The sequence below is a fragment of the Micromonospora inositola genome (genome assembly GCF_900090285.1).
Lineage (GTDB): Bacteria > Actinomycetota > Actinomycetes > Mycobacteriales > Micromonosporaceae > Micromonospora > Micromonospora inositola.
Genome location: NZ_LT607754.1, coordinates 830,908 through 857,808 on the forward strand (window position 1 = coordinate 830,908; position 26,901 = coordinate 857,808).

General features: G+C 73.0%; 24 protein-coding genes. 10 read left to right on the forward strand and 14 right to left on the reverse strand.

The annotated features are described in order from the left end of the window. Positions 1-103 precede the first annotated feature (103 nt). The 6 genes from smpB to pruA form a co-directional block, all read right to left on the reverse strand. Positions 104-583, reverse strand: coding sequence for an SsrA-binding protein SmpB (smpB, locus tag GA0070613_RS03920; protein ID WP_089015732.1), 480 nt, complete (start codon positions 581-583; stop codon positions 104-106). A gap of 135 nt (positions 584-718) precedes the next feature. Continuing rightward, entirely contained in the window at positions 719-1,594 is an 876-nt protein-coding gene (ftsX, locus tag GA0070613_RS03925) for a permease-like cell division protein FtsX (protein WP_089011034.1), read from the reverse strand. A gap of 70 nt (positions 1,595-1,664) precedes the next feature. Beyond that, complete coding sequence (gene ftsE, locus GA0070613_RS03930; RefSeq protein WP_089011035.1) at positions 1,665-2,345, reverse strand: cell division ATP-binding protein FtsE; 681 nt, start codon at positions 2,343-2,345, stop codon at positions 1,665-1,667. 118 nt (positions 2,346-2,463) lie between these two features. Further along, positions 2,464-3,585 carry a peptide chain release factor 2 gene (prfB, locus tag GA0070613_RS03935; RefSeq protein ID WP_089011036.1) on the reverse strand — a complete coding sequence of 374 codons (1,122 nt, stop codon included), beginning with the start codon at positions 3,583-3,585 and terminating at the stop codon, positions 2,464-2,466. 65 nt (positions 3,586-3,650) lie between these two features. After that, on the reverse strand, positions 3,651-4,166 hold the full coding sequence (locus GA0070613_RS03940) for a PadR family transcriptional regulator (protein ID WP_089011037.1): 516 nt from the start codon (positions 4,164-4,166) through the stop codon (positions 3,651-3,653). Positions 4,167-4,357: 191 nt separating this feature from the next. Beyond that, the gene (gene pruA / locus GA0070613_RS03945) at positions 4,358-5,986 is read right to left on the reverse strand and encodes an L-glutamate gamma-semialdehyde dehydrogenase (protein ID WP_089011038.1); all 1,629 of its coding nucleotides are present in this window, start codon (positions 5,984-5,986) and stop codon (positions 4,358-4,360) included. 441 nt (positions 5,987-6,427) lie between these two features. On the opposite strand from pruA, the gene GA0070613_RS03950 reads away from it, so the two are divergent. Next, a complete protein-coding gene (locus GA0070613_RS03950; protein WP_089015733.1) occupies positions 6,428-7,474 on the forward strand; it encodes a hypothetical protein in 1,047 nt (348 codons plus the stop codon). A gap of 30 nt (positions 7,475-7,504) precedes the next feature. Here the strand turns inward: GA0070613_RS03950 and GA0070613_RS03955 are convergent, their stop codons facing one another. Continuing rightward, entirely contained in the window at positions 7,505-8,014 is a 510-nt protein-coding gene (locus tag GA0070613_RS03955) for a DUF6912 family protein (protein ID WP_089011039.1), read from the reverse strand. Between the two features lie 216 nt (positions 8,015-8,230). On the opposite strand from GA0070613_RS03955, the gene GA0070613_RS03960 reads away from it, so the two are divergent. Together GA0070613_RS03960 and GA0070613_RS03965 are read left to right on the forward strand one after the other, a co-directional pair. Next, a complete protein-coding gene (locus GA0070613_RS03960; RefSeq protein ID WP_089011040.1) occupies positions 8,231-8,458 on the forward strand; it encodes a helix-turn-helix transcriptional regulator in 228 nt (75 codons plus the stop codon). Between the two features lie 87 nt (positions 8,459-8,545). Then, the gene (locus GA0070613_RS03965; RefSeq protein ID WP_089011041.1) at positions 8,546-9,142 is read left to right on the forward strand and encodes an Rv3235 family protein; all 597 of its coding nucleotides are present in this window, start codon (positions 8,546-8,548) and stop codon (positions 9,140-9,142) included. Positions 9,143-9,240: 98 nt separating this feature from the next. On the opposite strand, the gene secA is transcribed toward GA0070613_RS03965, so the two are convergent. Next, complete coding sequence (gene secA / locus GA0070613_RS03970; RefSeq protein ID WP_089011042.1) at positions 9,241-12,159, reverse strand: preprotein translocase subunit SecA; 2,919 nt, start codon at positions 12,157-12,159, stop codon at positions 9,241-9,243. A 169-nt stretch (positions 12,160-12,328) separates the two neighbouring features. Here secA and GA0070613_RS03975 point away from each other — a divergent pair, with 169 nt between their 5' ends. Next, on the forward strand, positions 12,329-13,486 hold the full coding sequence (locus GA0070613_RS03975) for a GNAT family N-acetyltransferase (protein ID WP_089011043.1): 1,158 nt from the start codon (positions 12,329-12,331) through the stop codon (positions 13,484-13,486). Further along, positions 13,483-14,598, forward strand: a complete 1,116-nt coding sequence (locus GA0070613_RS03980) for a GNAT family N-acetyltransferase (protein ID WP_089011044.1) — start codon at positions 13,483-13,485, stop codon at positions 14,596-14,598. Before GA0070613_RS03975 ends, GA0070613_RS03980 begins: the two co-directional genes overlap by 4 nt. 64 nt (positions 14,599-14,662) lie before the next feature. On the opposite strand, the gene hpf is transcribed toward GA0070613_RS03980, so the two are convergent. The 5 genes from hpf to mtrA form a co-directional block, all read right to left on the reverse strand. Continuing rightward, positions 14,663-15,310, reverse strand: a complete 648-nt coding sequence (gene hpf / locus GA0070613_RS03985; protein WP_089011045.1) for a ribosome hibernation-promoting factor, HPF/YfiA family — start codon at positions 15,308-15,310, stop codon at positions 14,663-14,665. A 251-nt stretch (positions 15,311-15,561) separates the two neighbouring features. Further along, on the reverse strand, positions 15,562-16,272 hold the full coding sequence (locus tag GA0070613_RS03990; protein ID WP_089011046.1) for a ComF family protein: 711 nt from the start codon (positions 16,270-16,272) through the stop codon (positions 15,562-15,564). 7 nt (positions 16,273-16,279) lie between these two features. Continuing rightward, on the reverse strand, positions 16,280-18,073 hold the full coding sequence (locus GA0070613_RS03995) for an LpqB family beta-propeller domain-containing protein (protein ID WP_089011047.1): 1,794 nt from the start codon (positions 18,071-18,073) through the stop codon (positions 16,280-16,282). Then, positions 18,070-19,818, reverse strand: a complete 1,749-nt coding sequence (gene mtrB / locus GA0070613_RS04000) for an MtrAB system histidine kinase MtrB (protein ID WP_408630973.1) — start codon at positions 19,816-19,818, stop codon at positions 18,070-18,072. Before mtrB ends, GA0070613_RS03995 begins: the two co-directional genes overlap by 4 nt. Positions 19,819-19,830: 12 nt before the next feature. Then, on the reverse strand, positions 19,831-20,520 hold the full coding sequence (gene mtrA / locus GA0070613_RS04005; protein WP_089011048.1) for an MtrAB system response regulator MtrA: 690 nt from the start codon (positions 20,518-20,520) through the stop codon (positions 19,831-19,833). Positions 20,521-20,755: 235 nt separating this feature from the next. On the opposite strand from mtrA, the gene GA0070613_RS04010 reads away from it, so the two are divergent. From GA0070613_RS04010 to GA0070613_RS04030, 5 genes are read left to right on the forward strand one after another with little or no spacing between them, the layout of a single operon-like run. Beyond that, positions 20,756-21,607 (forward strand): hypothetical protein, encoded by an 852-nt coding sequence (locus GA0070613_RS04010; protein ID WP_089011049.1) that lies wholly within the window; start codon positions 20,756-20,758, stop codon positions 21,605-21,607. Then, positions 21,604-22,242, forward strand: coding sequence for a DUF4129 domain-containing protein (locus GA0070613_RS04015; RefSeq protein ID WP_089011050.1), 639 nt, complete (start codon positions 21,604-21,606; stop codon positions 22,240-22,242). Before GA0070613_RS04010 ends, GA0070613_RS04015 begins: the two co-directional genes overlap by 4 nt. Then, on the forward strand, positions 22,239-23,621 hold the full coding sequence (locus GA0070613_RS04020; protein WP_089011051.1) for a DUF4350 domain-containing protein: 1,383 nt from the start codon (positions 22,239-22,241) through the stop codon (positions 23,619-23,621). The genes GA0070613_RS04015 and GA0070613_RS04020 overlap by 4 nt, the downstream gene beginning before the upstream one ends. Further along, complete coding sequence (locus tag GA0070613_RS04025; protein WP_089011052.1) at positions 23,618-24,607, forward strand: AAA family ATPase; 990 nt, start codon at positions 23,618-23,620, stop codon at positions 24,605-24,607. The genes GA0070613_RS04020 and GA0070613_RS04025 overlap by 4 nt, the downstream gene beginning before the upstream one ends. Then, entirely contained in the window at positions 24,604-25,914 is a 1,311-nt protein-coding gene (locus GA0070613_RS04030) for a DUF58 domain-containing protein (protein ID WP_089011053.1), read from the forward strand. Before GA0070613_RS04025 ends, GA0070613_RS04030 begins: the two co-directional genes overlap by 4 nt. Here GA0070613_RS04030 and GA0070613_RS04035 read toward each other — a convergent pair. Continuing rightward, entirely contained in the window at positions 25,892-26,881 is a 990-nt protein-coding gene (locus tag GA0070613_RS04035) for a stage II sporulation protein M (protein WP_089011054.1), read from the reverse strand. The genes GA0070613_RS04030 and GA0070613_RS04035 overlap by 23 nt on opposite strands. Positions 26,882-26,901: the final 20 nt, after the last annotated feature.

Sequence of the window (26,901 nt, forward strand, 5' to 3'; positions counted from 1 at the left end):
GACGGGCCACCTTCGTGGTGGCACTGACAAGCCTAACGCCTGCCGCAACGGGTTTCATCCCGAGCCCCGGGCCGGGCGCGCCGACCGGGACAAAGCGAACAAATCAGTCGTCCATGCCCTTGCCGCGCCGGCCGGCCACCCGGGCGATCTCCCGGTCCGCGTCCCGCTTGGCGAGGTCCTGCCGCTTGTCGTACGACTTCTTACCCTTGGCCAGGGCGATCTCCACCTTCGCCCAGCCGTCGGAGAAGTAGACCTGCAGCGGCACCATGGTGAGGCCGCCCTCGCGGGTCTTGCCGATCAGCCGGTCGATCTCCAGCCGGTTGAGCAGCAGCTTGCGGGTACGCCGGGGCTCGTGGTTGGTCCAGGTGCCCTGGGTGTACTCCGGGATGTGCATGCCGTGCAGGTAGAGCTCGCCGTCGCGCTCCTGGGCGAACGCGTCGACCAGCGATGCCCGGCCGGCCCGCAGCGACTTGACCTCGGTGCCGGTCAGCGTCATGCCCGCCTCGTACGTGTCGAGGATGGCATAGTCGTGCCGCGCCTTCTTGTTGGAGGCGACCACCTTGCGACCCTTTTCCCGTGGCATCGGCGCCACCCCCTTCCGAATGACCCACGACCGGTGACCGGCCGCGGGGCGGAGATCATGCTACCCGAATGACAAGGGCCCTCCCGCGCCGTTTATTCCTGGCGCGGAAGGGCCCTTTCCAGAGCCGTGGGGTGACTAGACCCGCAGGTAGAAGCGGAGCGTGATCCAGCCGGTGACCGCGCTGAACAGGGCGCCGACGCCGGCCATGATCGGGAACATCAGCAAGAGGTCGCCCCAGGAGACCGGCGTGATCAGGCCCTCCAGGGCGGCCAGCGAGCCGCCGCCGCCGAAGTACTTCCCGGCCACCAGGAACGTCAGGGCGAGGATCGAGCCGATCAGACCGGCGACCACCGCCTCCAGCACGAACGGCGCCTGGATGAACCAGTTGGAGGCACCGACCAGCTTCATGACCGCGACCTCACGCCGCTTGCTGTACGCGGCGACCTGGATGGTGTTCGCCACCAGGAGCAGCGCGGCGGCGGCCATGAACACCGCGATGACCAGCGCGAAGGTCTGGATGCCGGTGAGGACGCCGAAGACCTTGTCGAGCAGCTTGCTCTGGTCGACGATCTCGTCGACCCCCTCGGTGTCCTTGTACTGGTCGTAGATGTTCTTGTACTGCTCGGGGTTGACCAGCTTGAGCCGGAACGACTCGGGCAGCTGCTCCGGCTTGACCGCGTTCACCAGGTCCGGAGCGTCCTGGTACATCTCCTGGAAGCGCTTGTACGCCTCGTCCTTGTTGACGTACGTGACCTCCTTCACCAGGGGGTCGCTCTTCAGCTTGGCGTCCAGATCGGTGCGCTGCTGCTCGTTGACGTCGGTCTTCAGGAAGATCGAGACCTCGACGTTCTCGTAGTAGAGGTCCTTCATGTCGCCGACCTTCTGGAACAGCAGGCCGGCGCCACCCAGCATGAACAGCGACACCGCCATGGTGATGATCATGGCGATGGTCATGGTGACGTTGCGCCACAGTCCGACCAGGACCTCGGACAGGACGTATTTCATCCGCATCGGGTGTTCCTCCGGCTCTCCGGCATGAGGTGTTCGTCGTCAGGATGTACGGCAGGGGTGGAGCGCCGGCTCACCCGTAGACGCCGCGGGCCTGGTCGCGCACGATGCGGCCGCTCTCGATCTCGACGACCCGGCGACGCATCTGGTTCACGATGTTGGAGTCGTGCGTGACCATCACGACGGTCGTGCCGGTGCGGTTGATCCGGTCCAGCAGGCGCATGATCTCGACCGAGGTGTCCGGGTCCAGGTTTCCCGTCGGCTCGTCCGCGAGCAGGATCAGCGGACGGTTCACGAACGCCCGGGCGACGGCCACGCGCTGCTGCTCACCACCGGAGAGCTCGTGCGGGTAGCGGTGCTCCTTGCCACCGAGCCCGACCAGCTCCAGCACCTCGGGTACGACCCGGCGGGCGACCGCCTTGGTCTTGCCGATCACCTCGAGGGCGAACGCCACGTTCTCGTACGCGGTGCGGTTGGGCAGCAGCCGGAAGTCCTGGAAGACACAGCCGATGGAACGCCGGAAGTGGGGTCGCTTCCAGGAGCGCATCGTCGTGACGTCCCTGCCGTTCACGACGACCCGACCCTTGTTGGGGCTGACCTCGTGCAGCAGCATCTTGATGATCGTGGACTTGCCGGAGCCGGATGGACCGATGAAGAAGACGAACTCGCCCTTCTCGATCGAGACGGACACGTTGTCGAGCGAAGGCCGGGACGCCTTCGGGTACGTCTTCGTCACTTGCTCAAGCTGAATCACGGGTCGGAAGTCTACGCGGTGTAACCGGAGAGCCAAGCCCCCCGCCCCCCTGGAGCGAGTCGCGTCATCTATTTGGTGCCTGATGTGGAGATCGATGACGCGCTCCGCCCGCAGGTGATCACGCAGCGTCGCCGGCCATCTGCTGCTGCTTGCGCCAGCGGATGCCCGCCTCGATGAAGCTGTCCAGTTCGCCGTCGAAGACCGCGGACGGATTGCCCGTCTCCTGCTCCGTACGCAGATCCTTCACCATCTGATAAGGGTGCAGGACGTACGACCGCATCTGGTCGCCCCACGACCCGGCGGCTTCGGTCTTCAGGCCCGCCATCTTGGCCTGCTCCTCCTGGCGCTTGCGCTCCAGCAGCCGGGCCTGGAGCACCCGCAGCGCGGAGGCCTTGTTCTGCAGCTGGGACTTCTCGTTCTGGCAGGTGACCACGATGCCGGTCGGGATGTGGGTGATCCGCACCGCCGAGTCGGTGGTGTTGACGCTCTGCCCACCGGGGCCCGAGGAGCGGTAGACGTCGATCCGCATCTCGTTCTCGGGGATGTCGATGTGGTCGGTCTGCTCCACCACCGGCAGCACCTCGACGCCGGCGAAGCTGGTCTGCCGGCGGCCCTGGTTGTCGAACGGGCTGATCCGGACCAGGCGGTGGGTGCCCGACTCGACGCTGAGCGTGCCGTACGCGTAGGGCACCTTCACCGTGAAGGTGGCGGACTTGAGGCCGGCCTCCTCGGCGTACGAGGTCTCGTAGACCTCGGTCGGGTAGCCGTGCCGCTCGGCCCAGCGCAGGTACATCCGGAGCAGCATCTCGGCGAAGTCCGCCGCGTCCACGCCGCCGGCGCCGGCGCGGATGGCGACCAGCGCCTCCCGCGAGTCGTACTCGCCGGAGAGCAGGGTGCGGACCTCCATCTCCTGGATGGCCTTGGTCAACCCGGCGATCTCGCTCTCGACCTCGGAGAGCACCCCCGGGTCGGACTCCGCCTCGGCCAGCTCCAGCAGCACGCCGGCGTCGTCGAGCCGGGACCGGAGGCTGCCGAGCTTGCTGATCTCGCCGTTGACGTACGACAGCTGCGAGGTCACCTGCTGGGCCTTGGCCTGGTCGTCCCACAGGTCCGGCGCGGACGCCTGCTCCTCGAGCCGGGCCTTTTCCTCGTGCAGCCGGTCCAGGTTGAGGACGGCCTCGATGTTGCGGAGGGTGGCGTCGAGTTCCTTGAGCTGTTCGGCGTAATCGGCAGCGGTCACGACAGACAAGCGTACTTGGCTCCGTGCGGTCCGTTCACCTCAGCCGCCCGACCCGCCGGGGCAGGTCAGCCGACCGGGGCGCTCTTGAGCCAGGACAGGGCGGCCTTGTGGTAGGCGACGGCGAACTCCAGCGCGCTGGCGTCGTAGGTGTCGCCTTCCTTCTTGGCGTTCTTCACCTGCTCCCGGACCGCCGCGAGGGCCTCGGTGTGGTACTCGTTCGCCGAGGCGTACAGGCTCTTCAGCTGGCTCGCCGAGTGCAGGTTGCCGAAGGCGATCCGCAGCGCGATCGGGTTGCGGATGGTGTCCCGCCCGGGATTCTCGGCCAGCCAGCGGGAAAATGTCCGTTTCCCGGCCGCGGTGATCGAGTACGGCTGACTCATCCGCGGCCCGGGCTTGCCGAGCCGCACGAAACCCCGCTCGGCCAGCACCGGCAACTCGCGGTAGACCTGACTGCGGGTCATCGACCAGTACGGCGCCAACCGCCGTTCAGCGGCGGCCATCAGCTGGCCGCCTGTCATCGGGCCCTCGTGCAGCAGGCCCAGCAGGGCCGCCGCCGTGGGGTTGACTCCGGATTCCGCCATGCCCTCTAAGCTGCCACTTTGCCGACCCGGCGTCCAGGATTTGCCGTTTTCGCCACCCGATGGGGCTTCCAATGTGCACTGTCGGCGGGCGACAGTCCGCCGAGGACCATCGATGCCCTCCACCGGACGTCGATCCGGGGCCCGGCCGAGCCGCCGGTGACGCTCCGCGCGCCACCGGCGGCCGCCGCGGTTCAGCCCATGTGCGGGTACGTGTGGTCGGTCGGCGGGACGAAGGTCTCCTTGATCGTCCGCGGCGACATCCAGCGCACCAGGTTGTGCCAGGAGCCCGCCTTGTCGTTGGTGCCGCTGGCCCGGGCGCCGCCGAAGGGCTGCTGCCCGACCACCGCGCCGGTCGGCTTGTCGTTGATGTAGAAGTTGCCGGCCGCGTACCGCATCTTCTCCGCCACCGCCTCGACCACCCGGCGGTCGGTCGCGAAGATCGACCCGGTGAGCGCGTACGGCGCGATCGACTCGGCCTGGGCGACCGCGTCGTCGAAGCGGGCGTCATCGAAGACGTGCACGCCGAGGATCGGGCCGAAGTACTCGGTGGTGAAGGTCTCGTGCGCGGCGTCCGAGCACTCGAAGAGGGTCGGCCGGACGAAGTATCCGACCGAGTCGTCGGCGGTGCCACCGGCCAGGATCCGGCAGCTGTCGTCGTCGGAGATCAGCTCCAGCGCGGCGGTGTGCCGGCTGAACGCCTTGTCGTCGATCACCGCGCCGCCGAAGTTGCGGAAGTCGGTGACGTCGCCGTAGGTCAGCGAGTCGGTGGTGACGGCCAGCCGGTCGCGCAGCCCGCCCTCCCAGAGCGACCGCGGGACGTACGCCCGCGAGGCGGCCGAGCACTTCTGGCCCTGGTACTCGTAGGCGCCACGGATCAGCGCGGTGTGCAGGGCGTCCACGTCGGCGCTGGGGTGCGCGACCACGAAGTCCTTGCCGCCGGTCTCGCCGACCAGGCGCGGGTAGCCCCGGTAGCCGGCGATGTTCTCGCCGACGGTCCGCCACAGGTGGTGGAAGACCTTGGTGGAGCCGGTGAAGTGGATACCGGCCAGGTCCGGGTCGGCGAGCACGACGTCGGAGACCTCCTCGCCGCGCCCGGTGACCATGTTGATCACGCCGGGCGGCAGGCCGGCCGCCTCGAACAGCCGCATGGTGAAGTGCGCCGCGAACTGCTGGGTCGGGCCCGGCTTCCAGACCACGGTGTTGCCGACCAGGGCCGGGGCCGAGGGCAGGTTGCCGGCGATCGCGGTGAAGTTGAACGGGGTGACCGCGTAGACGAACCCCTCCAGCGGGCGGTGGTCGAATCGGTTCCACACCCCCGGCGACGACTTCGGCTGGGCCTCCAGCAGCTGGCGGGCGAAGTGCACGTTGAACCGGAGGAAGTCGATGAACTCGCAGGCCGAGTCGATCTCGGCCTGGACGGCGGTCTTGGACTGGCCGAGCATGGTGGCCGCGTTGAGGGTGTCCCGCCACGGGCCGGAGAGCAGCTCGGCGGCGCGCAGGAAGATCGCGGCGCGCTCCTCGAACGGCAGCGCCCGCCACATCGGGGCGGCGTCCTTGGCGGCCTTGACCGCGGCGCGGGCGTCGTCGTGGGTGGCGTGACCGGTGACGCCGAGCACGTGCGCGTGCTTGTGCGGCTGGACCACGTTGATCGACTCGCCGCCGGCCATCCGCTGCTCGCCGGCGATGGTCATCGGCAGGTCGAACCGCTCGGCGGCCAGCTCGGTGAGCCGCCGCTGAAGCCGCTCCCGGTCGGCGCTGCCCGGCTCGTAGGTGCGTACCGGCTCGTTGCGCGGCTCGGGTACGGAGAACACGGCGTCCATCACAGGCTCCTGTGCGATCTCGACGGCGGTGGCGAAACCGGACCCGCGGGCACCGACCGGACGGCCGGACGCCGGGCGCCGCGCGGTGAACCGGTCGCGGCGGCGGGACCTGCGCCGATTCTTTCATGCGACCCCCCTCGGGCCACCCCACCCCGGCTTCCGCGCCCCACACCCGCCGCTCCTCTCGCGGATCATCGGGACGGACCACCGCACAGCGGACCGTAGACAGGAACGGCCGCAGAGGCGGTGAACCGTCGGCTGGAAGGACAATATTCCTCCGATCCTTCGGTCACCGCCGAAGGCGCTGGGAGCGGCCGCTACTACGCCCGGCCGTGGGGGCGGCGGCGGGCGCGGAGGAGGACGGGCCCCGACGCGTACCCTGGAGGGCCGGTGACCTGCCCGGCCGTCGCGGCCGATCCGGCGTCCGTCGAAGGGGAGACGATGAGCAACCAGCCCGGCAGCTTCACGGCCGCGGAACCGGACCAGCCCACGGCCGCCCCGCCCGAAGAGGCCGCCCCGGTCGACGTGGCCGGCGAGGCCGTCGCGGCGCCGGTGGGCAGCGCACGGGCCACGTTCGCGCCCGGCGCGCTGGTGCTCGCGCTGGTGGCCGTCGGCTGGCTGGCGGCGATGCTCTGGTCGACCCGGGCCGCGATCCACTCGGCCGCGGCCGGCCTCACCGCGATCAGCCTCTCCGCGTACGCGCTGCCCGGCGTCATCTCGGCGGCGCTGGTCGCCGGCGCCGCGGTCGCCCTGGCGGTGACCAACCCGCTGACGCGGCGCACCGAACGCGCCACCCTGCGCTTCCTCGCCGCCGTCGGCGCCGGCCTGCTGGTCGGGTTGGCCGCCGCGGTGGCGATCAACCTGACCTACGCCGACAACGCGACCACCAACACGATCGCCGGCACCACCGCGGCGGCCGCCATCATCGGCGGCGCGGTGGCCGGCGCCCGCAACGCCCGGGTGGTCGGCGCGATCGCGACCGCCGCGCTCGCCGCGCTGATCTTCGTGGTGGCCTTCAGCCGCGCCCGCGACCCGCTCTCCGACCTGTTCGGCGCGGGCGACACCCAGGAGTCGGTGGTCAGCGCCGCGAAGTGGGTCTCCCGGACCGAGTCCCTGCTGGTCGGGCTGCTCGCCGGACTGGCGGCCTTCGGCTACCTGACCTGGTCGCGCCGCCGGGCCCGCCGGGACCCGGCAGCGCCGCAGCCGCGCTGGCCGGCCTACCTGCTCGCCGGGGCGGGACCCGGCCTGCTCCTGCTGCTCACCGAGGTGATCATCCGGGTCGGCGGCCGGACGCTGCTCGACCTGGCCGCCGCGCTCAGCGACGCGGACGGGGTCGCGCAGACCGCGCTCGGCACCTCGCGGGTGGACAACGGCATCTGGGTGCTGTTCGTCGGGGCGCTGACCACGCTCATCGCCTTCGGCCGCACCCTCGGCCCGGCGGCCGGCGCGGACGAGGCCGAACCGGCCGAGGACGAGCCGGCCCGCTGAGGTCCCCCGGCCGGCGGGCCGGGGCAGCGGTCAGGTGACCGAGCGGAGCAACAGGTCCAGCTCGGTCACGTCGTACCACTCCAGCTCGTGGTCCTCCGCGCCGTCGACGGTGAACTGGGCGTCCGGGTCACCGGCCTGCGCCTCGGCGACCACCTCGGCGGCGGCGGCCACGTCGTCCACCGCCTCCGCGCCGTCGACGTGGATCGCGGCGACCGCGGTCACCGGCACCGGCCCGGTCAACCGGACCAGGCTGGACCCGAGCTCACCGTCGACCCGATCGACCGCCGAGGCCGGCACGTCCAGCGAGACCACCACCCGACGGCGGGGCGCTGCCGGGTCGGCCCGGAGCAGAAGCAGCGCGTCCTGCGCGGCCCGGGTGAAGGCGACGTACTCCAGCTCCTCCTCGTCACCCTCGGCGTACCACTCGCGCAGCTGGGGGGTGACCGCGTGCGCCTCGCCATCGGCGAGTCCCTGCTCGCGCAGCCGCGACAGCATCGGGAGGGTCGCCGGCACGTACACCCGGACAAGCTCGTCGGTCACCGGTGTCTCCCCTGCTCAGACCCGGACCGACGGACGCCGGCCCCGGGCGCCGATCATGCCGTACGCCGTGACCGTCATACACCTTGCACCCGCCCGGGAGAAGTTCCCCGCCGGTGTGTCCCGTCGGCCGGCGCCCGACCCGGCGGGGACGCGGCTGGGTCTGCGACGCCACTGATGGCAAACTGAGGCAAACGACGTCAACCCCGGGAGTTCGCCGTGGAGCCGAGGTTCCTGCTCCTGTCCGACGTGGCCGCGGAGCTCAACGTCTCGGACTCGCAGGTCTACCACATGGTGCGCAGCGGGGAGCTGCCCGCGATCAAGATCGGCGGCCGGGGCCAGTGGCGGGTCGAGCGCGCCCGGCTGGAGGAGTACATCCAGCAGAAGTACGCCGAGACCGCCGAATGGGTACGCGGAAACCCGCTCACCGACCGCGACGGCGAATGACGCGGCATTGACGACGGACACTTCCCTGCCGGAAACTGGAGACTGTCGGAGGCAAACGAAGGCAAACGCAAGGAGCAGAGGTTGAGGATGGTCGACACTCGCCGCCCAGCGGCACCGCGCCCGCCGGTCCGCCTCCGCCCCGCGCCACCGATAGACCCGCCGTGCGTCGACGAGGGCGAACCCTGGTTCCGCCCGGGCGCGGACCAGCTCACCCTCGACCTGTTCGACCCTCGCCGACGCGATCCCGGCCGCCCGGTGGGGCGCCACGTCGACGTCCGCCCGACCCCCGCCGGGCCCGGGCGCCGCGCTGGCGGGCCACCGGCCGCCGCCCTGGTCACCGCCACGCCGGCGGCCACCCGGGCGGCACACCGGTTCGTCCGCACCTTCCTGGAGATCGTCAACGGTTACCGGCCGCCCGGGCAGCTCCGGCCGCTCAGCGACCCCGCCGCGGCGACGGAGGTCGCGGCCGAACTCGCCCGCGCCGCCCAACGCGTCGGCCCGGTACGCCGCCGGTCGACGCGCCCGGTGCTCCGGCTCCGCCGGCTGCGCGTCTGCGAGCCACGGGCCGGGGCGGTGGAGGCGGCCGCGGTGCTCACCGGAGCCGGCGGCGCCAGCTGGGCGATCGCCCTCCGGCTGGAACACCGCCGCGGCAACTGGCTCTGCACCACCCTCCAGGTCCTCTGACCCAGCACCCCACGTCACAGGCCCCGTCGCAGCCGGGGGTGGAGACGCGGACGGGCCCCGGCCGTTCCCGGCCGGGGCCCGTCGTTGCTGCGGGTTGCTCAGCCGCCGTTGTTGGGCGCGCCGTGGCAGCGCTTGTACTTGCGGCCGGAGCCGCACGGGCACGGCGCGTTGCGGGACGGGCCGCCCTCACCGTCCACCTGACCCGGCGCCGCCCGACGCGCGGTGCTCGCCGCGACCGACTGACCGCTCATGCCGGCCGCCGCCGGGCGACGCGGCGAGGACGGGTTGGCCGGGGCGGCCGGCCGGGCCGTCTTCTCCGGGCGGCCCAGGCCGAGCGCCGGCGCCTGCTCCTCGGCCGGCTCGACGGCCACCGCGCCGGCGCCCGCCTCACCGTCGATGGTGGGCGCGGAGTACTGCAGGCCCTGCTGCTGCGGGGCGCGGTTGAGGCCCTTGGCGCGGATCTCCACCGGCTTCTCCAGCAGCTGCACCTCCTCCGCCTCCGGCTCGGGCTCCTCAACCTGGACCTCCAGGTTGTAGAGGAAGCCGACCGTCTCCTCCTTGATGCCGTCCATCATGGTGGCGAACATGTCGAAGCCCTCGCGCTGGTACTCGATGACCGGGTCGCGCTGGGCGTACGCCCGCAGGCTGATGCCCTCCTGCAGGTAGTCCATCTCGTAGAGGTGCTCACGCCACTTGCGGTCGATGACCTGCAGCAGCACCATCCGCTCGAGCTGGCGTACCGCCTCCTCGCCGAGCGTCTCCTCGCGCCGGTCGTACGCGGCGTGCGCGTCCTCCTTGAGCCGGGCGAGCAGGAAGTCCTGGTCGAGGCCGGCGCGGGAGCCGACCTCCTCCTCCAGCTCCTCGACGGTGACACCCACCGGGTAGAGCTGCTTGAGGCTGGACCAGAGCTGGTCCAGGTCCCAGTCCTCGGCGTAGCCGTCGCTGGTGGCGCCCACGACGTACGCGGTGAGCACGTCGTCGATCATGTTGCGGACCTGCTCGGAGAGGTCCTCGCCGTTGAGCACCCGGAGGCGCTCGGCGTAGATCACCTGGCGCTGCTTGTTGAGCACCTCGTCGTACTTGAGGACGTTCTTCCGGATCTCGGCGTTCTGGCCCTCGATCTGGGCCTGCGCGCTCTTGATCTGGCGGGTGACCATCTTCGACTCGATCGGCACGTCCTCCGGGATGTTGAAGCGCTCCATCACCGCCTCGACCGCGCCGGCCCGGAAGCGCTTCATCAGCTCGTCCTGGAGCGAGAGGTAGAAGCGGGACTCGCCCGGGTCACCCTGGCGGCCGGCCCGGCCGCGCAGCTGGTTGTCGATCCGCCGGGACTCGTGCCGCTCGGTGCCCAGCACGTAGAGGCCACCGGCCACGGCGACCTCCTCCGCCTCGACGTCGCAGGCCTGCTTCCACGTGGGCAGGACCTCCTCCATCGCCTTGGCGTACTCCTCCGGCTGCTCGACCGGGTCGAGGCCGCGCTGGCGCAGCTCGTTGGCGGCGAGGAACTCGGCGTTGCCGCCGAGCAGGATGTCCGTACCGCGACCGGCCATGTTCGTGGCGACGGTGACCGCGCCCTTGCGCCCGGCCTGGGCGACGATCTCCGCCTCCTTGGCGTGGAACTTGGCGTTCAGCACGGAGTGCGGGATGCCCCGGCGGCGCAACAGCGTGGAGAGAATCTCCGAGTTCTCCACCGATACGGTGCCGACCAGCACCGGCTGACCGGCCTGGTGCCGCTCGGCGATGTCCTCGATGACCGCGTTGAACTTGGCCTTCTCGGTCTTGTAGATGACGTCCGCCCGGTCGAGCCGGACCATCGGCCGGTGCGTCGGGATGGTCACCACGCCGACCTTGTAGACCTTGTTGAACTCGCTCGCCTCGGTCTGGGCGGTACCGGTCATGCCGGAGAGCTTCTCGTAGAGGCGGAAGTAGTTCTGCAGGGTGATGGTGGCCAGGGTCTGGTTCTCCTGCTTGATCTCCACCCCCTCCTTGGCCTCGATCGCCTGGTGCATGCCCTCGTTGTAGCGGCGGCCGTGCAGGATGCGGCCGGTGAACTCGTCGACGATCAGGACCTCGCCCTCGCTGAGGATGTAGTCCTTGTCGCGTTTGTAGAGCTCCTTGGCCTTGATGGCGTTGTTCAGGTAGCCGACGAGCGGGGTGTTCACCGACTCGTAGAGGTTGTCGATGCCGAGCCGGTCCTCGACCTTGGCCACGCCGCGCTCGGTGATTGCGATGGTCCGCTTGGCGTAGTCGACCTCGTAGTCGCCCTCGCCGTCGGTGCCCGGCTGGAGCCGGGCCACCACGCCGGCGAACTCCTGGTACCAGCGGGCGGAGTGCTCGGCCGGGCCGGAGATGATCAGCGGGGTCCGGGCCTCGTCGATGAGGATCGAGTCCACCTCGTCGACCACGGCGAAGTTGTGGCCGCGCTGCACCAGCTCGTCCTTCGACCAGGCCATGTTGTCGCGCAGGTAGTCGAAGCCGAACTCGTTGTTGGTGCCGTAGGTGATGTCGCACTCGTACGCGGCGCGGTGCTCGCTGGCCGGCCGGTTCGGCAGGACGACACCCACGGTGAGGCCGAGGAACTCGTGCACCCGGCCCATCCAGGCGGCGTCGCGCTGGGCCAGGTAGTCGTTCACCGTGACCACGTGCACGCCCTTGCCGGAGAGCGCGTTGAGGTAGACCGCCATGACCGAGGTCAGCGTCTTGCCCTCACCGGTCTTCATCTCGGCGATGTTGCCGAAGTGCAGCGCCGCGCCGCCCATCACCTGGACGTCGTACGGCCGCTGGCCGAGCACCCGGGCGGCCGCCTCGCGCACCGTGGCGAACGCCTCGGGCAGCAGGTCGTCGAGGGTCTCACCGTCGGCGAGCCGCTCGCGGTACTGCTCGGTCAGGCCGCGCAGCTCGTCGTCGGTGAGGTTGACGTAGTCGTCCTCGATCGAGTTGACGGCGGCGGCGATGGCCTTGAGCCGGCGCACCATACGGCCCTCGCCCGCGCTAAGGACCTTTTCCAGAATCGACACGGATCAACGCTCCCCTAGACAGTCTCGAACCATCGTAGGCGCTCCGCCGCGGCGATGGTCACTGGTGGCGGCGGTCCGGGACAGCGAAACCGACATAACGCGCGGCCCACGCCCTGACCGGCGGTTATCGGGTTACGCCCAACGCGAACGATCCGGCACGATGGCTCGGATGGAGCCTGTGGAGATCACCGAGGACGGCCTGCTGCTGCGACCCTGGCGGGCGGAGGACGCCGACGCGGTGCACCGCGCCTGCCAGGATCCGGACATCCAGCGCTGGACCACCGTACCTCGCCCGTACCTGCCCGAACACGCCCTCGGGTTCGTCACCGAGATCAGCGGCAGGGCCTGGGCGGACGGCACCGAGGCGCCGTTCGCGGTCTGCGACGCCGGCACCGGTGAGCTGCTCGCCTCGGTCGGCCTGGTCTCCGTCGACCGGGGTCTGGACTCCGCCGAGGTGGGCTACTGGACCGCGCCCTGGGCCCGCGGCCGGGGCGTCGCGGTGCGGGCCACCCGGGCGGTCGCCCGCTGGGCGTTCGACGCGCTGAAGCTGCGGCGGATCATCTGGCAGGCCGAGGTCGGCAACCACGCCTCCCGCCTGGTGGCGCTCCGGGCCGGCTTCCGGGTCGAGGGCGAACTGCGACTGGCCCATCCGGCGGTCGACGGTCGCCCGGAGGGCTGGATCGGCTCGCTCTTCCCGGACGAACTGGCCGCGCCGGGCGAGCCCACGCCGGCCGGCCCGGACACCCTCCAGGCCCGCCGGGCCGCCGTCTTCGGCCGGCCACAGCCCGTCCTCTTCGCCACCGCCGGCGCCACCGAGCTGCGGCTGCGGCCGATGGAGGAGCGGGACCTCGACGCGGTCGTGGAGACCTGCCGGGACGAGGACACCGTCCGGTGGACGACCGTGCCGCACCCGTACCAGCGCTCGCACGCCGAGGGCTACCTGCGCGACGTCGCCGGCGCCGCCTGGGCGCGGGGCACCGGCGCGTACTTCGCCATCGCCGACGCCCACGACCGGTACGCCGGCTCGCTCGACCTGCGGCTCTCCACCGCCGACCCGCTCGTTGCCGACGTGGGCTTCATGACCGCGCCGCACGCCCGCGGGCGCGGCTTCATGCCGGCCGCGCTGACCACGGTCAGCACCTGGGGTTTCACCACCCTCGGCCTGGCCCGGGTGGAGTGGCGGGCCAACGTGGGCAACACCGCGTCCCGGCGGGTCGCGGAGAAGGCAGGCTTCGTCTTCGAGGGCACCGCCCGCGCCGGCGTGCAGCACCGGGGCGAACGGCTGGACGCCTGGGTCGCGGCGCTGATCCCGGAGGACCTGACGTGACGCCGGCGGTGATCGAGTCCGACGAGGTCCGGCTGCGGCTGTTCCGCGACGACGACGTGGCGGGCACCGCGGCCGGCTGCGCCGACCCGCTCACCCAGCGGTTCATCTCCGGCCTGCCCGACCCGTACACCGAGGAGACCGCCCGCTGGTGGATCACCGAGGGCGCGCCCGCGGCCTGGACCGGCGGCGGCTGCGCGTACGCGATCGCGGATCCGGCCACCGACCGGCTGCTCGGCGGCGTCGGCCTGAGCCAGGTGGTGCACTACCGCGCGCAGGCGGAGATCGGCTACTGGGTGGCGCCGTGGGCGCGGGGTCGCGGCGTGGCGAGCGCCGCCACCCGCGCCCTCGCCGGGCACGCGTTCGCCACCGGGACCGCCCGGCTGGAGCTGCTCACCCACCCGGAGAACACGGCCAGCCAGCGGGTCGCCCTCGCTGCCGGCTTCCGGCACGAGGGGGTACGCCGGTCCGCCGGCCCGGTCCGTGGGGGTGGCCGGCACGACCTGATCGCCTGGGTACGCCTCGCCGACGACCCGACCGGACCGGCCGCCCGGCTCCTGCCCGACCTGCCCGACGGTCGGCTCACCGACGGCGTGGTGACCCTGCGCCGGCTGGGCCCGGACGACGTGGACGCGATGTACCGGCTGCACACCCGGCCCGAGGTGGTGGCGAACCGGGTACCGCCGGCGCCGCCCACCCGGGCGGCGATCGAGCGGCGCTGTCGGCGGGCGGAGAGCCACTGGCTGGCCGGCGCCTCCGCCGACTTCGCCGTGCTTGACGCGGCGACCGGCGCGGTGGCCGGCGGCTGCGCGCTGGTGTACGACGAACCGTCGACCGGCCAGGCGATGGTCGGCTACAGCCTGCTGCCGGAGGCCCGCGGCCGAGGGCTGGCCACCCGGACCGTGCGGCTCCTCGCCGGCTGGGCGTTCGGCGTCGGGCTGGCCCGGCTCTGGGCCGGCACCCGGCCGGAGAACCTCGCCTCCCGGCGGGTGCTGGAGAAGGTCGGCTTCCGCCGGGAGGGGCTCACCCGGGGCCGGCTCCCCGGCCCGGACGACACCCGGGTCGACTCCGTCCTGTACGGCCTGCTCGCCACCGACCTGCCGGCGGCGCGCTGAGACGCGGAGCCGTGGTGGTCGACCACCACGGCTCCGCGGCCGGTGTGTCAGGAGTGGTCAGGGGTCATGCGTCGAGCGAGATGATCCCGTAGTCGTAGGCGCGCCGGCGGTAGACGACACTCGGCCGACCGGACTCCTTGTCCTGGAACAGGTAGAAGTCGTGGCCGACCAGCTCCATCTGGAACAGGGCGTCGTCGACCGTCATCGGCTCGGCGGGGTGCACCTTCTCCCGCGCGATGTGCCACGGCTGGTCGTCGTCGTACTCCTCGTAGCTGTCCTCGGGTCGTTCGGCCACCACGGTGGCCGTCCGGCCGCCGTCGGCGAGCGCGGCCAGCGCGGGTTCGCCGAGATCGGCGACCGGCAGGCCCGCGGTGGCGGCGGCGACGGAGAGCGGCGCGTGCCGCCCCCGGTGGACCCGACGCCGGTCGGCCGCCCGGCGGAACCGGGTGTCCAGCTTGGCGATGGCCGCGTCCAGCGCGCTGTAGAAATCATTCGTGCAGGCTTCGGCCCGGATCACCGGACCACGTGAGACGCAGGTGATTTCCACCCGCTGGCAATGATCGGCCTGGCGCGGATTGCGCTCGTGGAACAACTCCACATCGACACGAATGAGCTTGTGGTCGTAGCGTTCGATCTTCGCGAGCTTCTCGGCTACGTGCACCCGGTAATGGTCCGGCACTTCGACGTTACGGCCCTTGACCACGATGTCCACGTGACCTCCCTTGTTCGGACGGTCGTTCGGTCCGGTCACCCGGTCGGCACGCCTAGGAGATTCCCCGTTCGGCGTCGACCGGTTCAAGTACGGCTACGCCTCCTCTCACCGCCGGCGGCGGGTGGCAAGACCTCCTACCCCCGACAGGAAAACGCTAACGCCTGTTCCTGTGACAGTCACCCCTCGTTGTCGAGACCGCCCAGGAATTTTCACAGCTCGTACACCATGGGGTGAAACGGAAACACGAAGCGTCACCAATGGCGTCGTTTTTGCGTTGCGGCGAGCACCGCCGCGACGTTTGGCGTCATTCCCGCCGCGTGCAAGACCCGACTGGCCGCCGCCAGCGTCACCCCGGTGGTGACGATGTCGTCGAGCACCACCACCGTGGTGTCCCCGCCGACCGGCGGCGGGGCGCCCAGGCGGCGCAGCCGGAACGCCGAGTCCGCCGCCGCGGCCCGGCCCGCGCTGTCCAGGGCGACCGAGTCCGGCCGCGGCAGCGCCCGCAGCGGCCGGAGCACCCGCACCGGCCAGCCCGCCCGGCGCAGCCGGGCCGCCGCATGGCCGGCCAACCGGTCGAGGTGGTCGCCGTACCGGGCCCGGGCCGCCGGCGCGGTGTCCGGCACCGGCACCAGGGCCACCGGCCGGGACCGGTCCACCGCCGCGGCCACCACCTCGGCGAGCAGCGCCCCCAGCGGCCGGGCCAACCCGTGCCGACCCCGCTCCTTGTACGCCAGCAGGCCCTCCCGCAGCGCCCCGGCGTACGGCCCCAGGGCCACGCAGGGCGGCAGGTCGGGCGGGGCCGGGATGGGACGGGTCGGGGCGGGACGCAACGATTCCAGCTCCCGGACGCAACCGGGGCAGAAGCCCTGCCGCGCACCCGAGCCCCGCGCGCCGCAGCCGGCGCACCCGGCCGGCAGCACCAGGTCGGTCAGATCCGACCAGAGCCCGCCCAGGTCCGGCACCGGCGGCTCAGTACAGGAAGAATGGGACGGTCGGGTTGGACGGCTTGACCCCCGCCGCGGGCGGCGTCACATCCAGCACCTGGTCCCGCTGGATGGTGCCGAACGGGTTGTTCCGGTAGGCGACCCGGTTGGCCTCGTACATGAAGGAGCCGGTGGGCAGCCCGGGAACCGGCCCGCCGGGATAGGCGGAGAGGTGGGTCACCCGGGCGCCGATGTCCCGCTTGAGCGCGGTCTCCAGCCCGCCGTCGACGGTGGTCTGGTAGATCGCCGGCCGCCCCTCCGAGCCGGCGAAGACCAGCTCGTTCTCGGCGTACCAGTCGACGGCGGTGAGGCCGGTCAGCCGGGTGATCAGCCGGCGGGGCTGGCCGACGGTGACCACGCCACCGTCGAGGCTGACCACCGCGACGTAGAGGGCTCCGTCGACGATCAACGCGATCCGGTGCCCGTCGAGGGAGGCGGCAACTGCGGTCACCCGGCCCGGCACGGCGAGCGACACCAGCTCCATGCCGGCCTGGCCGTCGAAGCGGTAGAGCCGGTTGTTGTCGGCCACCACCAGGCCGTACGGGTTCTTCCGATCGAGGGAGCGGAGCCAGACCGGGCGGCCGAGCGAGGCGTACCAGCCGCTGTCGTTGAATTTGGTCACCGGGTTCGGGCCGGAGCCCACCCGCAGCCGCTGCCGCCGATCCGCCCCGGTCACCACCAGCGCGGCGAGGATGTCGTCCTGCGAACGGCTGAGCGCCGCCGAGACGACACCCTTGTTCTGAGCGGGACCCACCGGCACGGTGCCGCGGGACCCGCCGGGAAAGGAGAGCGGATGGATCGCGCCGTCGTAGACGCAGTACCGTTCCGGGCTCCCGCTGCTCGGGTACGTCGGGTGGTCCAGCCGTTCCTGTCTGACGTCGATGGTGAGCCGGTTCTGGTTCTGGATTCTCAGGTCGAGCTGCCCGTTCAGCTCCGGCAGCGACCAAGCGAGCTGGGTGCCGAGCCGGGCCAGCCAGGCGTCCTTGGCGCCCGGCATGTCCAGGTTGACCTCCCAGCGGCCGTCCGAGCTGGTGGCGTTGTTGATCAGGTTCGTGCGGTCGGGCAGCCGGCTGACCCCGGTGTCGAGCCAGTCGGAGGGGCCTCTGGCGAGCCACTTGATGACCTCGGTGACCTGCCGCTCGGCGGACATGGCCAGCGGCAGGTAACGCAGGTCGGGCACCAGCCGGCTCTGGTTGGAGTTCCAGAAGTAGATGGTGCGCGCGCGATAGTACGTCCGCAGGGCCTCGTCGCTGAGCAGCATGACGTTCGGCAGGTCGGTGATGAGCAGTCCCGGCTGGCCGGTGTCGGCCGGCCGGAGCCGGAACTGGTACGTCGTCTCGGTGGCCACCGGTGGCGCCAGGGTGCCGTCGGCCCGCAGCACGCCGACCTGCTGGACCTTGACGGTGACCACGCTGGTGCCGTCGCTGTTCGGCGTGGCCTCCGGTTTCTCCCGGAGCCGGACGACGGTCAGCGCGACCTCGCTGTTCTGCTTCTTCGGGGGCAGGCCCTTCGCCTCTTTCGCGACGAACTGCGTGACCCGGCTGTACGCCTGCTCCCGCTCACCCGCCGCCGCGGCCAGGTAGTTGAGGATGAACTCCTTCGGGTCGCTGCTCGCCGTCTGGGTGACCGGCTGCGCGCCGCCACCGTTGGTGAAGCCGGCCCCCGCCGCCGGCCCGGGGCCGTCAACCTGGACGTCCGAGTCGGCCGGGATGCCGCAGCCGGTCAGCCCGGCGGGGAGGAGCGCCCCACCGAGCAGCGCCGCCAGCAGCCGACGCCTCACGACGTCACCTCCGCTCGGTCACCGTCGGCCGGGCCGATCACCAGCGCGCCGGCGCTGCCCGGGCCGATGGCCAGCAGGCCGCCGTCCCGGGGGCCGCCGAACGGCAGCGTGGCGTCCGCCGGCACCAGCCGCAGCGGCGAGGTGGTCAGCCGGTCACCGGCCCGGGCCGGCAGGGTCAGCCGGAACTGGGCGCCCTGCCCCGGCGCGCCCCACGCCTCCAGCCAGCCGCCGTGCAGCCGGGCGTCCTCAAGGCTGATGGAGAGGCCGAGCCCGGTGCCGCCGGTCTGCCGGGCCCGTGACGGGTCCGCACGCCAGAACCGGTTGAAGACCAGCTTCTCCTCGCCCGGCTTCAGCCCGACACCGCGGTCCCGGACGGTGATCGCCACCGCGTTCTGATCCATCCCGAGGGTGATCAGCACGGGCTTGGCCTCGCCGTGCTCGACCGCGTTGCCGACCAGGTTGCGCAGCACGCGCTCGACCCGGCGCGGGTCCACCTCGGCGATCACCGGCGTGGCCGAGATGTCCAGCTCGATGGTCACGCCGACCCGCTCGGCCAGGCCCGCGAGCCGGTCGGCCACCCGGTGCACCACCGGCACCAGGTCGGTCGGCTCGGAATCCAGCATGGCGAAGCCGGCGTCGAAGCGGCTGATCTCCAGCAGGTCGGTCAGCAGCTCCTCGAACCGGTCCAGCTCCGCCTGGAGCAGCTCGGCGCTGCGGGCCACCGCCGGGTCGAACCCGTCCCGCTCGGCGAAGATCAGGTCGGCGGCCATCCGGACCGTGGTCAACGGGGTCCGCAGCTCGTGCGAGACGTCGGAGGTGAAACGACGCTGCAACCGGGACATCTCCTCCAGCCGGAGGATCTGCCGTTGCAGGTTCGTGGCCATCTGGTTGAACGAGGCGGCGAGCAGGGCAAGGTCGTCCTCGCCGTTGACCACCATCCGCTGGTCGAGCAGACCGGCGGAGAGCCGCTGGGCGGTCCGGGCGGCCACCCGCACCGGGGTCACCACCAGCCGGGTCACCAGGGCGGCGAGCAGGCCGAGCAGGAGCACCAGGGCGGCGCCGGTGGCGACCACGGTGGCCCGGGCGTCCGCGGCCGTGGCGTCCTGCCGGGCCAGCGGTACGAGGTAGTAGAGCTCCACCTGACCGAACCGGGTCGGCACCGGCGAGCCGTAGACCAGGTATTTGGTGCGCTGGCCGGCGAGATCACCGGTGCGGATCTGGTGGGCGACGTGGCCGGCGGCGACGGAGGCCCGCAGCTCGCGGCTGATCAGCGGGCGGACCTGGACGTCCGGCGAGGTGCGCGGCTCGATGAAGCCCGTGAAGTTGTCGGCGGTGATGGCCACCACCACCCCGCTCGTCTGCGCGGGGTCACCGCCGGCCAGATAGTTGACCGTGCCGTCGATGGTGTCCTGGAGCTGCGCCTCCTGCGGCAGGCTGAAGAGGCCGAACTGCTTCGAGGCGTAGTCGCTGCCGTTGCGCAGCCGCAGCAGGACGTCGGTCTCCGCGTTCTCCAGCAGGATGCTGGTGATCTTGTCGGCGATCAGGTACGCGAACCCGCCGACCAGCAGGCTGGACGCGACCAGGGTGATGGTCACCACTCGGACCTGCAACGACCGCCGCCAGGTCTGGTGCAGGCCGGCGACGAGTCGGGCCGACCGGCCGGCGAGGGCGCGCCAGAGCGCCCGTGCGGCGTGGAGCCGGCGGGACGCGACGGTCGGCGAGTCGGGGGGCGGGGAGGTCACCACAGTGTGACCAGGTTATCCGGTACCCGCCTTGTAGCCCACGCCCCGCACTGTGAGGATGATTTCCGGTCGCTCCGGATCCGGCTCGATCTTGGCGCGCAGCCGCTGCACGTGCACATTGACCAGGCGGGTGTCGGCGGCGTGCCGGTAGCCCCAGACCTGCTCCAGGAGCACCTCGCGGGTGAAGACCTGACGCGGCTTGCGGGCGAGCGCGACCAGCAGGTCGAACTCCAGCGGGGTCAACTTCACCTCCTCGCCGTCCCGGCTGACGGTGTGCGCCGGCACGTCGATGGAGATCTGGTTGCCGGGTGGCCCGATGGTGAGCAGCTCCGGCGCCACGTCCTCGCCCCGGCGCAGTCGGGCCCGCATCCGGGCCACCAGTTCCTTGGGCTTGAACGGCTTGACGACGTAGTCGTCGGCCCCGGACTCCAGGCCGAGCACCACGTCCACCGTGTCGCTCTTGGCGGTCAGCATCACGATCGGCACGCCGGACTCGGTCCGGATCGCCCGCGCCACGTCGATGCCGCTCATTCCGGGCAGCATGAGGTCGAGCAGGACGATGTCGGGTCGGTTGTCACGGAACGCGGCCAGTGCCCGTTCCCCGTCCGCGACGAAGGCGGGCACGAAGCCCTCGCTGCGCAGGACGATGCCGAGCATCTCGGCGAGCGCGGGGTCGTCGTCGACCACCAGTACCCGGGCTCTCATGGGGTTTATCGTTCCATCCCCGTTCGGTTCGGAGGGTTGGGCTTTACCACGGCACGGTACTGCTCAATAGCAACAGGCACCACAGATGCCGGGACGGAGAACGCAGATGCCGGGACGGAGAACGCGCGTGGCGCGCCGCCCGGCGTGCGGGTCCACCGGCGCAGGACCGGCCGTGCAACCATGATCCCCGGGTGTGCCGCCGCCCGCCACCACCGCCCGTCCGCCAGGAGTACGCGTGCCCGACGTCGGCCCGACCGCCGTGCTCCCGCGCCGCCCGCTGACGGTGGGTGAGCTGCTGGACTCGGCGGTCCTGCTGCTGCGCGGCCAGGCCCGGCTGCTGGTCCCGCTCGCCGGCCTGCTCGCGCTCGGCGAGCAGTTGCTGCTGCACCCGCTGCGGGTGCTGGCCGACGCGCGACCGCCGGAGTACTGGCTCGACGCCGGCCGGTTCGGCTGGTACTGGCTGCTGCTCGCGGTGGGCGCGGCCACCGAGGCGACGATCATCGCGCTGCTCGGCAACCCGGCCGCCCGGGGCGCCGCGGCGGCGCTGCTGGGCCGCCGGGCCGGGCCGCGCGAGCTGCTGCGACCCGCCGGCGCCCGGTGGGGGGCCACCGTCGCGATCGCGCTGGCGGTCGGGCTCGGCGTGCTGGTCGCGGCGCTGCTCGGGCCGGCCTGGTTCGTCGCGTACGGGCTGCTCGGCGCGGTCGTCCCCGCGCTGGTGGTGGACCGGGTCCCCGCGTACCGGGCGCCGCTGCGCGCGCTCGGGCTGGCGGTCCGCTCCGGCGGCCGGGCGGCCGGCATCCGGCTGCTCGGCTACGTGGGCTGGTGGCTCATCCGGCTCGGCATCGGGCTCGGCGTCTTCTACGGCCTCATGCTGCTGGCGCTGGTGGACCTGACCGACCCGGCGTGGGCCCTGCCGGTGGCCACAGCGGCGTGGGTCGGCGTGAACGCGGTCGCCTACCCGGCCCTGGCCTGCCTCGACGCGGTGCTGCACCTGGAGACCCGGATGCGGACCGAGGGCCTGGACATCCGGCTCGCCCGGTCCCCGGCCGGCACGCCGGAGCCCGTCCTGCTGGCGGTGCAGCGGTGAGCCGGTGGTGGACCGAGGCCGTCGCCGCACTCGGCGACCTCGTCCCGCTGCCGCTCGCCGCCCTGCTGCTGGTGCTCGCCGCCCTGCTGGCCGCGCTGGCCTGGTACTTCTTCCCGGCCTGGATACCCCGCCGGTTCCCCCGACTGCGGTTCCCCCGGCTCCGGTTCTCCCGGCTCCGGCTGCCCCGCTGGCGACTGCCCCGGCTCCGACTGCGCCGGCCCCGGCTGCCCCGCCGTCGACGCCGCCCCGCGCGGTCCGCCGGGGCGCCCGCCGTGCCCGCGCCCCGGACCGCCGAGCCGGAACGGGCGGCCACCGGGTACGCCTCGCTCGCCGACCGCCTCGCCGCCGAGGGCCGGTACGCCGAGTCGGTCCGGGAGCGGCTGCGCGACATGGTCCGCGAACTGGTCGCCCGGCGGGTGGTCGAGCAGCGGCCCGGGATGACCGTCACCGAGGTGACGGCCGCGGCGGCCCGGAACCGGCCCCGGGTGCACCCCGTCCTGCACGCCGCCGGGACGATCTTCTCCGATCTCTGGTACGCCCAGCGCCCGGCCACTCCCGAGCACGACCACCGGATGCGCGAGCTCGCCGACGACCTGCACCGGGAGCTGACCGCCGGGGGCGGTGACCACTCGTGACCAGCACCGTCGCTCCGACCTCGGCCGTCGGCCATCCGCCCCGCCGCGCCCGCCGCCGGCACCGGGTGCTGATCCCGCTCGGGCTGGCCCTGCTGCTGATCGTGGCCACCCTGGTGGCCCACGCCGTCGACCAGCCCGACCCCACCGATCCGGGGTTCCTCTCCCCGGTCGCCACCGGGGACGACGGGGGCAGTCGGCTGGCCGAGGCGCTGCGCGGGCAGGGGATGACCGTACGCCGGGAGACCGACACCCTGCGCGCGCTGCTGGCCGCCCGGCCGGGTCCCGCCACGCTCTTCGTGCCGGCGCCGGAGCTGGTGCACCCGGACACCGTCGCCGCCCTGGACAACCTGCCCGCCGGCAGCCGCCTGGTGCTGGTCGACCCGTCCCGGCGGGTGCTGGAAGGGCTCGGCCTGCCGGTGACGCCCGGCGACCGCCGCTGGGCCACCCGGGCCACCTCCCCGGACGCCGACGGCCACCCCTGCGCCCTGCCCGAGGCGGCCCGCGCCGGCACCGCCGCCGCCGACCGGCAGCGGTACGCCACCCCGGCCAGCTGGTCGTCCACCAGCTGCTATGCCGGCGGGGTGGTTCGGGTGGCCTGGCGGACCGAGGTGGTGGTGATCGGGGCCGGCGACCCGTTCCGCAACGACCGGATCGACGAGTACGGCAACCGAGCCCTCGCCACCGGGCTGCTCGGCGGACCCCGCCCGCTGGTCTGGCTCGACCTGGACGGCCCGGCGCCCGCACCGACCTTCGGGGACAGCAGCGACGGCGAGCCCGCCTGGTCGCCGTCGCCGGACGGCTCCGCCGGACCGAAGGGTGACGGCCAGCCGGGGAGCGGCGGCCAGCCGGGCCGGGACGGCGACCGTCGCGACGGCGGCCAGCCGGGCGACGACCGGGCGGGCGGCCCGCAGCCGCACCAGAACCCGCTCTGGGCCGCCTTCCCGGTCTGGTTCTGGGCGCTGCTCGTCCAGCTCGCGCTCGCCGGCCTGCTGATGGTGCTCTGGCGGGCCCGACGGCTCGGCCCGCCCGTGCCGGAGCCGCTGCCGGTGACCGTCCGGTCCGCCGAGACCGTGCTCGGGCGGGCTCGGCTCTACCGGCGCGCGGGCGCCCGCGGCCCGGTCGCCGAGACGCTGCGCGCCGCCGCCCTGGACCGCCTGCTGCCCCGGCTCAACCTGCCGCCCGACGCGCCACCCGCCGAGGTGGCCGCCCGGGTCGCCGCGCGCACCGGCCTCGCCCCCGACCGGGCGGCGGAGCTGCTCCACGGCGACGAGCCGGCCACCGACCAGGAGCTGCTGGAGTTGGCTCGCGCGCTGGACCGGCTGACCCGTACGGTCGCCACCCGACCCGACGACCATCCGACCGAAGGAGATCCCCGGTGACCGGACCCGTTACCGCCGCCGCGCCGGCCGGCGAGCAGCACGACGCCCGCGCGGCCCTGCACCGGCTGCGGGCCGAGGTGGCCAAGGCGGTCGTCGGGCAGGACGCGGTGGTCACCGGCCTGGTGATCGCCCTGCTCTGCCGTGGACACGTGCTGCTGGAGGGCGTGCCCGGGGTGGCCAAGACCCTGCTCATCCGGACCGTGGCCACCGCGCTGGACCTGGACTCCAAGCGGGTCCAGTTCACCCCGGACCTGATGCCCGGCGACGTGACCGGGTCGCTGATCTTCGACCCGCACACCGCCGCGTTCACCTTCCGGGAGGGGCCGGTCTTCACCAACCTGCTGCTCGCCGACGAGATCAACCGCACCCCGCCGAAGACCCAGTCGGCGCTGCTGGAGGTGATGGAGGAGCGGCAGGTCTCCGTCGAGGGCGAGCGGCGGGCGCTGCCCGACCCGTTCATCGTCGCGGCCACCCAGAACCCCATCGAGTACGAGGGCACCTATCCCCTGCCCGAGGCCCAGCTCGACCGGTTCCTGCTCAAGCTCACCGTGCCGCTGCCCAGCCGGGACGAGGAGCTGGGCGTGCTCCGCGCGCACCACGCCGGCTTCGACCCGCGCGACCTGCGGGCGGCCGGCGTACGCCCGGTGGCCACCGCGGCCGACCTGGCCGCCGCCCGCGAGGCGGTCCGTCGGGTGCACGTGGCCGAGCCGCTCTTCGGCTACCTCGTGGACCTCTGCCGGGCCACCCGGAACACCCCGGCGCTGGAGCTGGGCGCCTCGCCGCGCGGCGCCACCGCCCTGCTCAACACGGCGAAGGCGTGGTCCTGGCTGGCCGGCCGCGACCACGTCGTCCCCGACGACGTCAAGGCGGTCGCCCGGCCCACCCTGCGCCACCGGCTCCGGCTGCGCCCGGAGGTCGAGCTGGAGGGCGTGAGCGTCGACGCGGTGCTGGACACGGTGCTCGCCACCGTGCCGACGCCGCGATGACCTGGCGGGCGGCGCTGCTGCTCGGTGCGGGCGCGCTGACCCTGCCGGCCTGGCCGGCGCCGTTCCTGGGCGTGGCGGCGATGACCGGCCTGGTGCTGCTGCTCGTCGCACTCGACTGGGCGCTGGCCGCGCCGCTGCACGCGGTCGGCGCCACCCGCTCCGGGGACCGGACGGTCCGGCTGGGCGGCACCGCCACCGTCACGCTGCACCTGGCGAACACCTCCGGCCGTACGCTGCGCGCCCAGGTGCGCGACGCCTGGGTGCCGTCGGCGGGCGCCCGGCCGGACGTACCGCCGGAGCGGGTGCTGCTGGTCGAGGCGGGCGACAGCGCCGCGCTGCCCGTCCGGCTCACCCCGGTCCGGCGCGGCGACCGGCCGGCGGCGGCGCTGACCGTACGCTCCTTCGGGCCGCTGCGGCTGGCCTTCCGGCAGCGCGCCGGCCGCCCCGGCACGCCACCGTGGACGCTGCGCGTGCTGCCCCGCTTCGACTCCCGGCGGCACCTGCCCGAGAAGCTCGCCCGACTGCGGATCATCGACGGGATCCAGGTCACCCGGGGCCGCGGCCAGGGCACCGAGTTCGACACCCTGCGCGAGTACGTGGTCGGCGACGACGTCCGCTCGATCGACTGGCGGGCCAGCGCGCGCCGCTCCGACGTGCTGGTCCGCACCTGGCGGCCGGAGCGGGACCGGCGCCTGGTGTGCGTTCTGGACACCGGCCGGACCTCCGCCGTACGGGTCGGCGACGAGCCGCGGCTGGACACCGCGATCGACGCGGCGCTGCTGCTCACCGTGCTCGCCGCCCGGGCCGGGGACCGGGTCGACCTGATCGCGGCGGACGCGGCGGTCCGGGCGACGGTGACCGGCAGCGGCCGTCCCGCCCTGCTCTCCCGACTGGTCGACGCGGTCGCCCCGCTCCAGCCGGCGCTGGTGGAGACGGACTTCGAGCTGATCGCCGGTGAGGTGCTGCGCCGGGAACGGCAGCGCAGCCTGGTGGTGCTCTTCACCGCGCTGGAGGCGGGCGCGCTCGGCGAGGGGCTGCTGCCCGTGCTGCCCCGGCTCGCCGCCCGTCACCGGGTGGTGATCGCCGCGACCCACGACCCGGTGCTGACCGGGCTCACCACCGACCCGCCGAGCGGGCCGGACGGCGTGTACGCCGCCGCGGCGGCCTGGCGGGCGCTGGCCGAACGGGACCGGGTCCGCGCCGCCCTGGCCCGACACGGCGTGACCGTCGTGGACGCCCCCGCCGACCGGCTGGCCCCGACGGTCGCCGACACCTACCTGCGGCTCAAGGCGCTCGGCCAGCTCTGACCGGCTGTCTCGACGGGCTGGGCCGGGGGCGGGTGGCCGCGTACCGACCGAGCAGCAGCGCGTACGCCAGGAAGGCCAGCCAGACGGCGGCGCCGACCGCCACGCGGACGGCGACCGGCACGGGCGCCGGGGTCACGAACGCCTCCAGCAGCGCCGACACGGCGAAGAGGCCGACCAGGCCGACGGCGACCACGATGGCGGAGCGGCCCGCGGCGGCGACCGCCCGACCGCGACTGAGGTGCGCCGGCGGCGAGATCCACGCCCACCCGGTCCGCAGGCCGACCCCGGCCGCGACGAATATCCCGGTCAACTCCAGCAGCCCGTGCGGGGTGATCAGGCCGAAGAAGACGTCCGCCCGGCCGTAGGAGACCATCACCCCGCCGACCACGCCGACGTTCAGCGCGTTCTGCCAGAGCAGGTAGAACACCGGCACCACCAGCACGCCGGAGGCGAGGCACTGGGCGGCGATCCAGGCGTTGTGCGTCCAGAGGTGGAAGGCGAAGGTGGGCGCGGCGAACTCCGTGTAGTAGCCGGCGAAGCCGGAGTCCACCAGGTCGGCGGCGGCTTCCTCGCCGATGAACGCGGCGGCGGTGTCCGGGTGCCCGGCGACGAACCAGATGAGGAACCCGCTGAGCGCGCTGAACGCCGTGGCCACCCCGCACCACCACGGCCAGGCCCGGTACAGGGCGGCCGGCAGATCGGCGACCACGAACCGGCGCACCGCCGCCCAGGAGGGCTGGGGTCGACCGGTGATCCGGGCCCGGGCCGCGAGCACCAGGTGGGAGAGGCGGTTGACCAGCGCCGGGTCGGGTGAGCGGCTGCGCAGCACGGAGAGGTGGGTGGCCGCCCGCTGGTAGAGCGCGACCAGCTCATCGACCTCGGCGGCGTCGAGCCGACGCCGGCCGGCGAGCTGTTCCAGCCGCCGCCACTCGGCGCCGTGCTCCGCCACGTAAGCGTCGAGATCCACTCGTCCTCCCCCGTCCGGCG

What these genes read in the sequence shown, in the direction of transcription:
- smpB (WP_089015732.1), bottom strand. Translation starts at nt 583, where the DNA reads ATGCCACGGGAAAAGGGTCGCAAGGTGGTCGCCTCCAACAAGAAGGCG.
- ftsX (WP_089011034.1), bottom strand. Translation starts at nt 1,594, where the DNA reads ATGCGGATGAAATACGTCCTGTCCGAGGTCCTGGTCGGACTGTGGCGC.
- GA0070613_RS03940 (WP_089011037.1), bottom strand. Translation starts at nt 4,166, where the DNA reads ATGGCGGAATCCGGAGTCAACCCCACGGCGGCGGCCCTGCTGGGCCTG.
- pruA (WP_089011038.1), bottom strand. Translation starts at nt 5,986, where the DNA reads ATGGACGCCGTGTTCTCCGTACCCGAGCCGCGCAACGAGCCGGTACGC.
- GA0070613_RS03950 (WP_089015733.1), top strand. Translation starts at nt 6,428, where the DNA reads ATGAGCAACCAGCCCGGCAGCTTCACGGCCGCGGAACCGGACCAGCCC.
- GA0070613_RS03965 (WP_089011041.1), top strand. Translation starts at nt 8,546, where the DNA reads ATGGTCGACACTCGCCGCCCAGCGGCACCGCGCCCGCCGGTCCGCCTC.
- GA0070613_RS03975 (WP_089011043.1), top strand. Translation starts at nt 12,329, where the DNA reads ATGGAGCCTGTGGAGATCACCGAGGACGGCCTGCTGCTGCGACCCTGG.
- mtrA (WP_089011048.1), bottom strand. Translation starts at nt 20,520, where the DNA reads ATGAGAGCCCGGGTACTGGTGGTCGACGACGACCCCGCGCTCGCCGAG.
- GA0070613_RS04030 (WP_089011053.1), top strand. Translation starts at nt 24,604, where the DNA reads ATGACCTGGCGGGCGGCGCTGCTGCTCGGTGCGGGCGCGCTGACCCTG.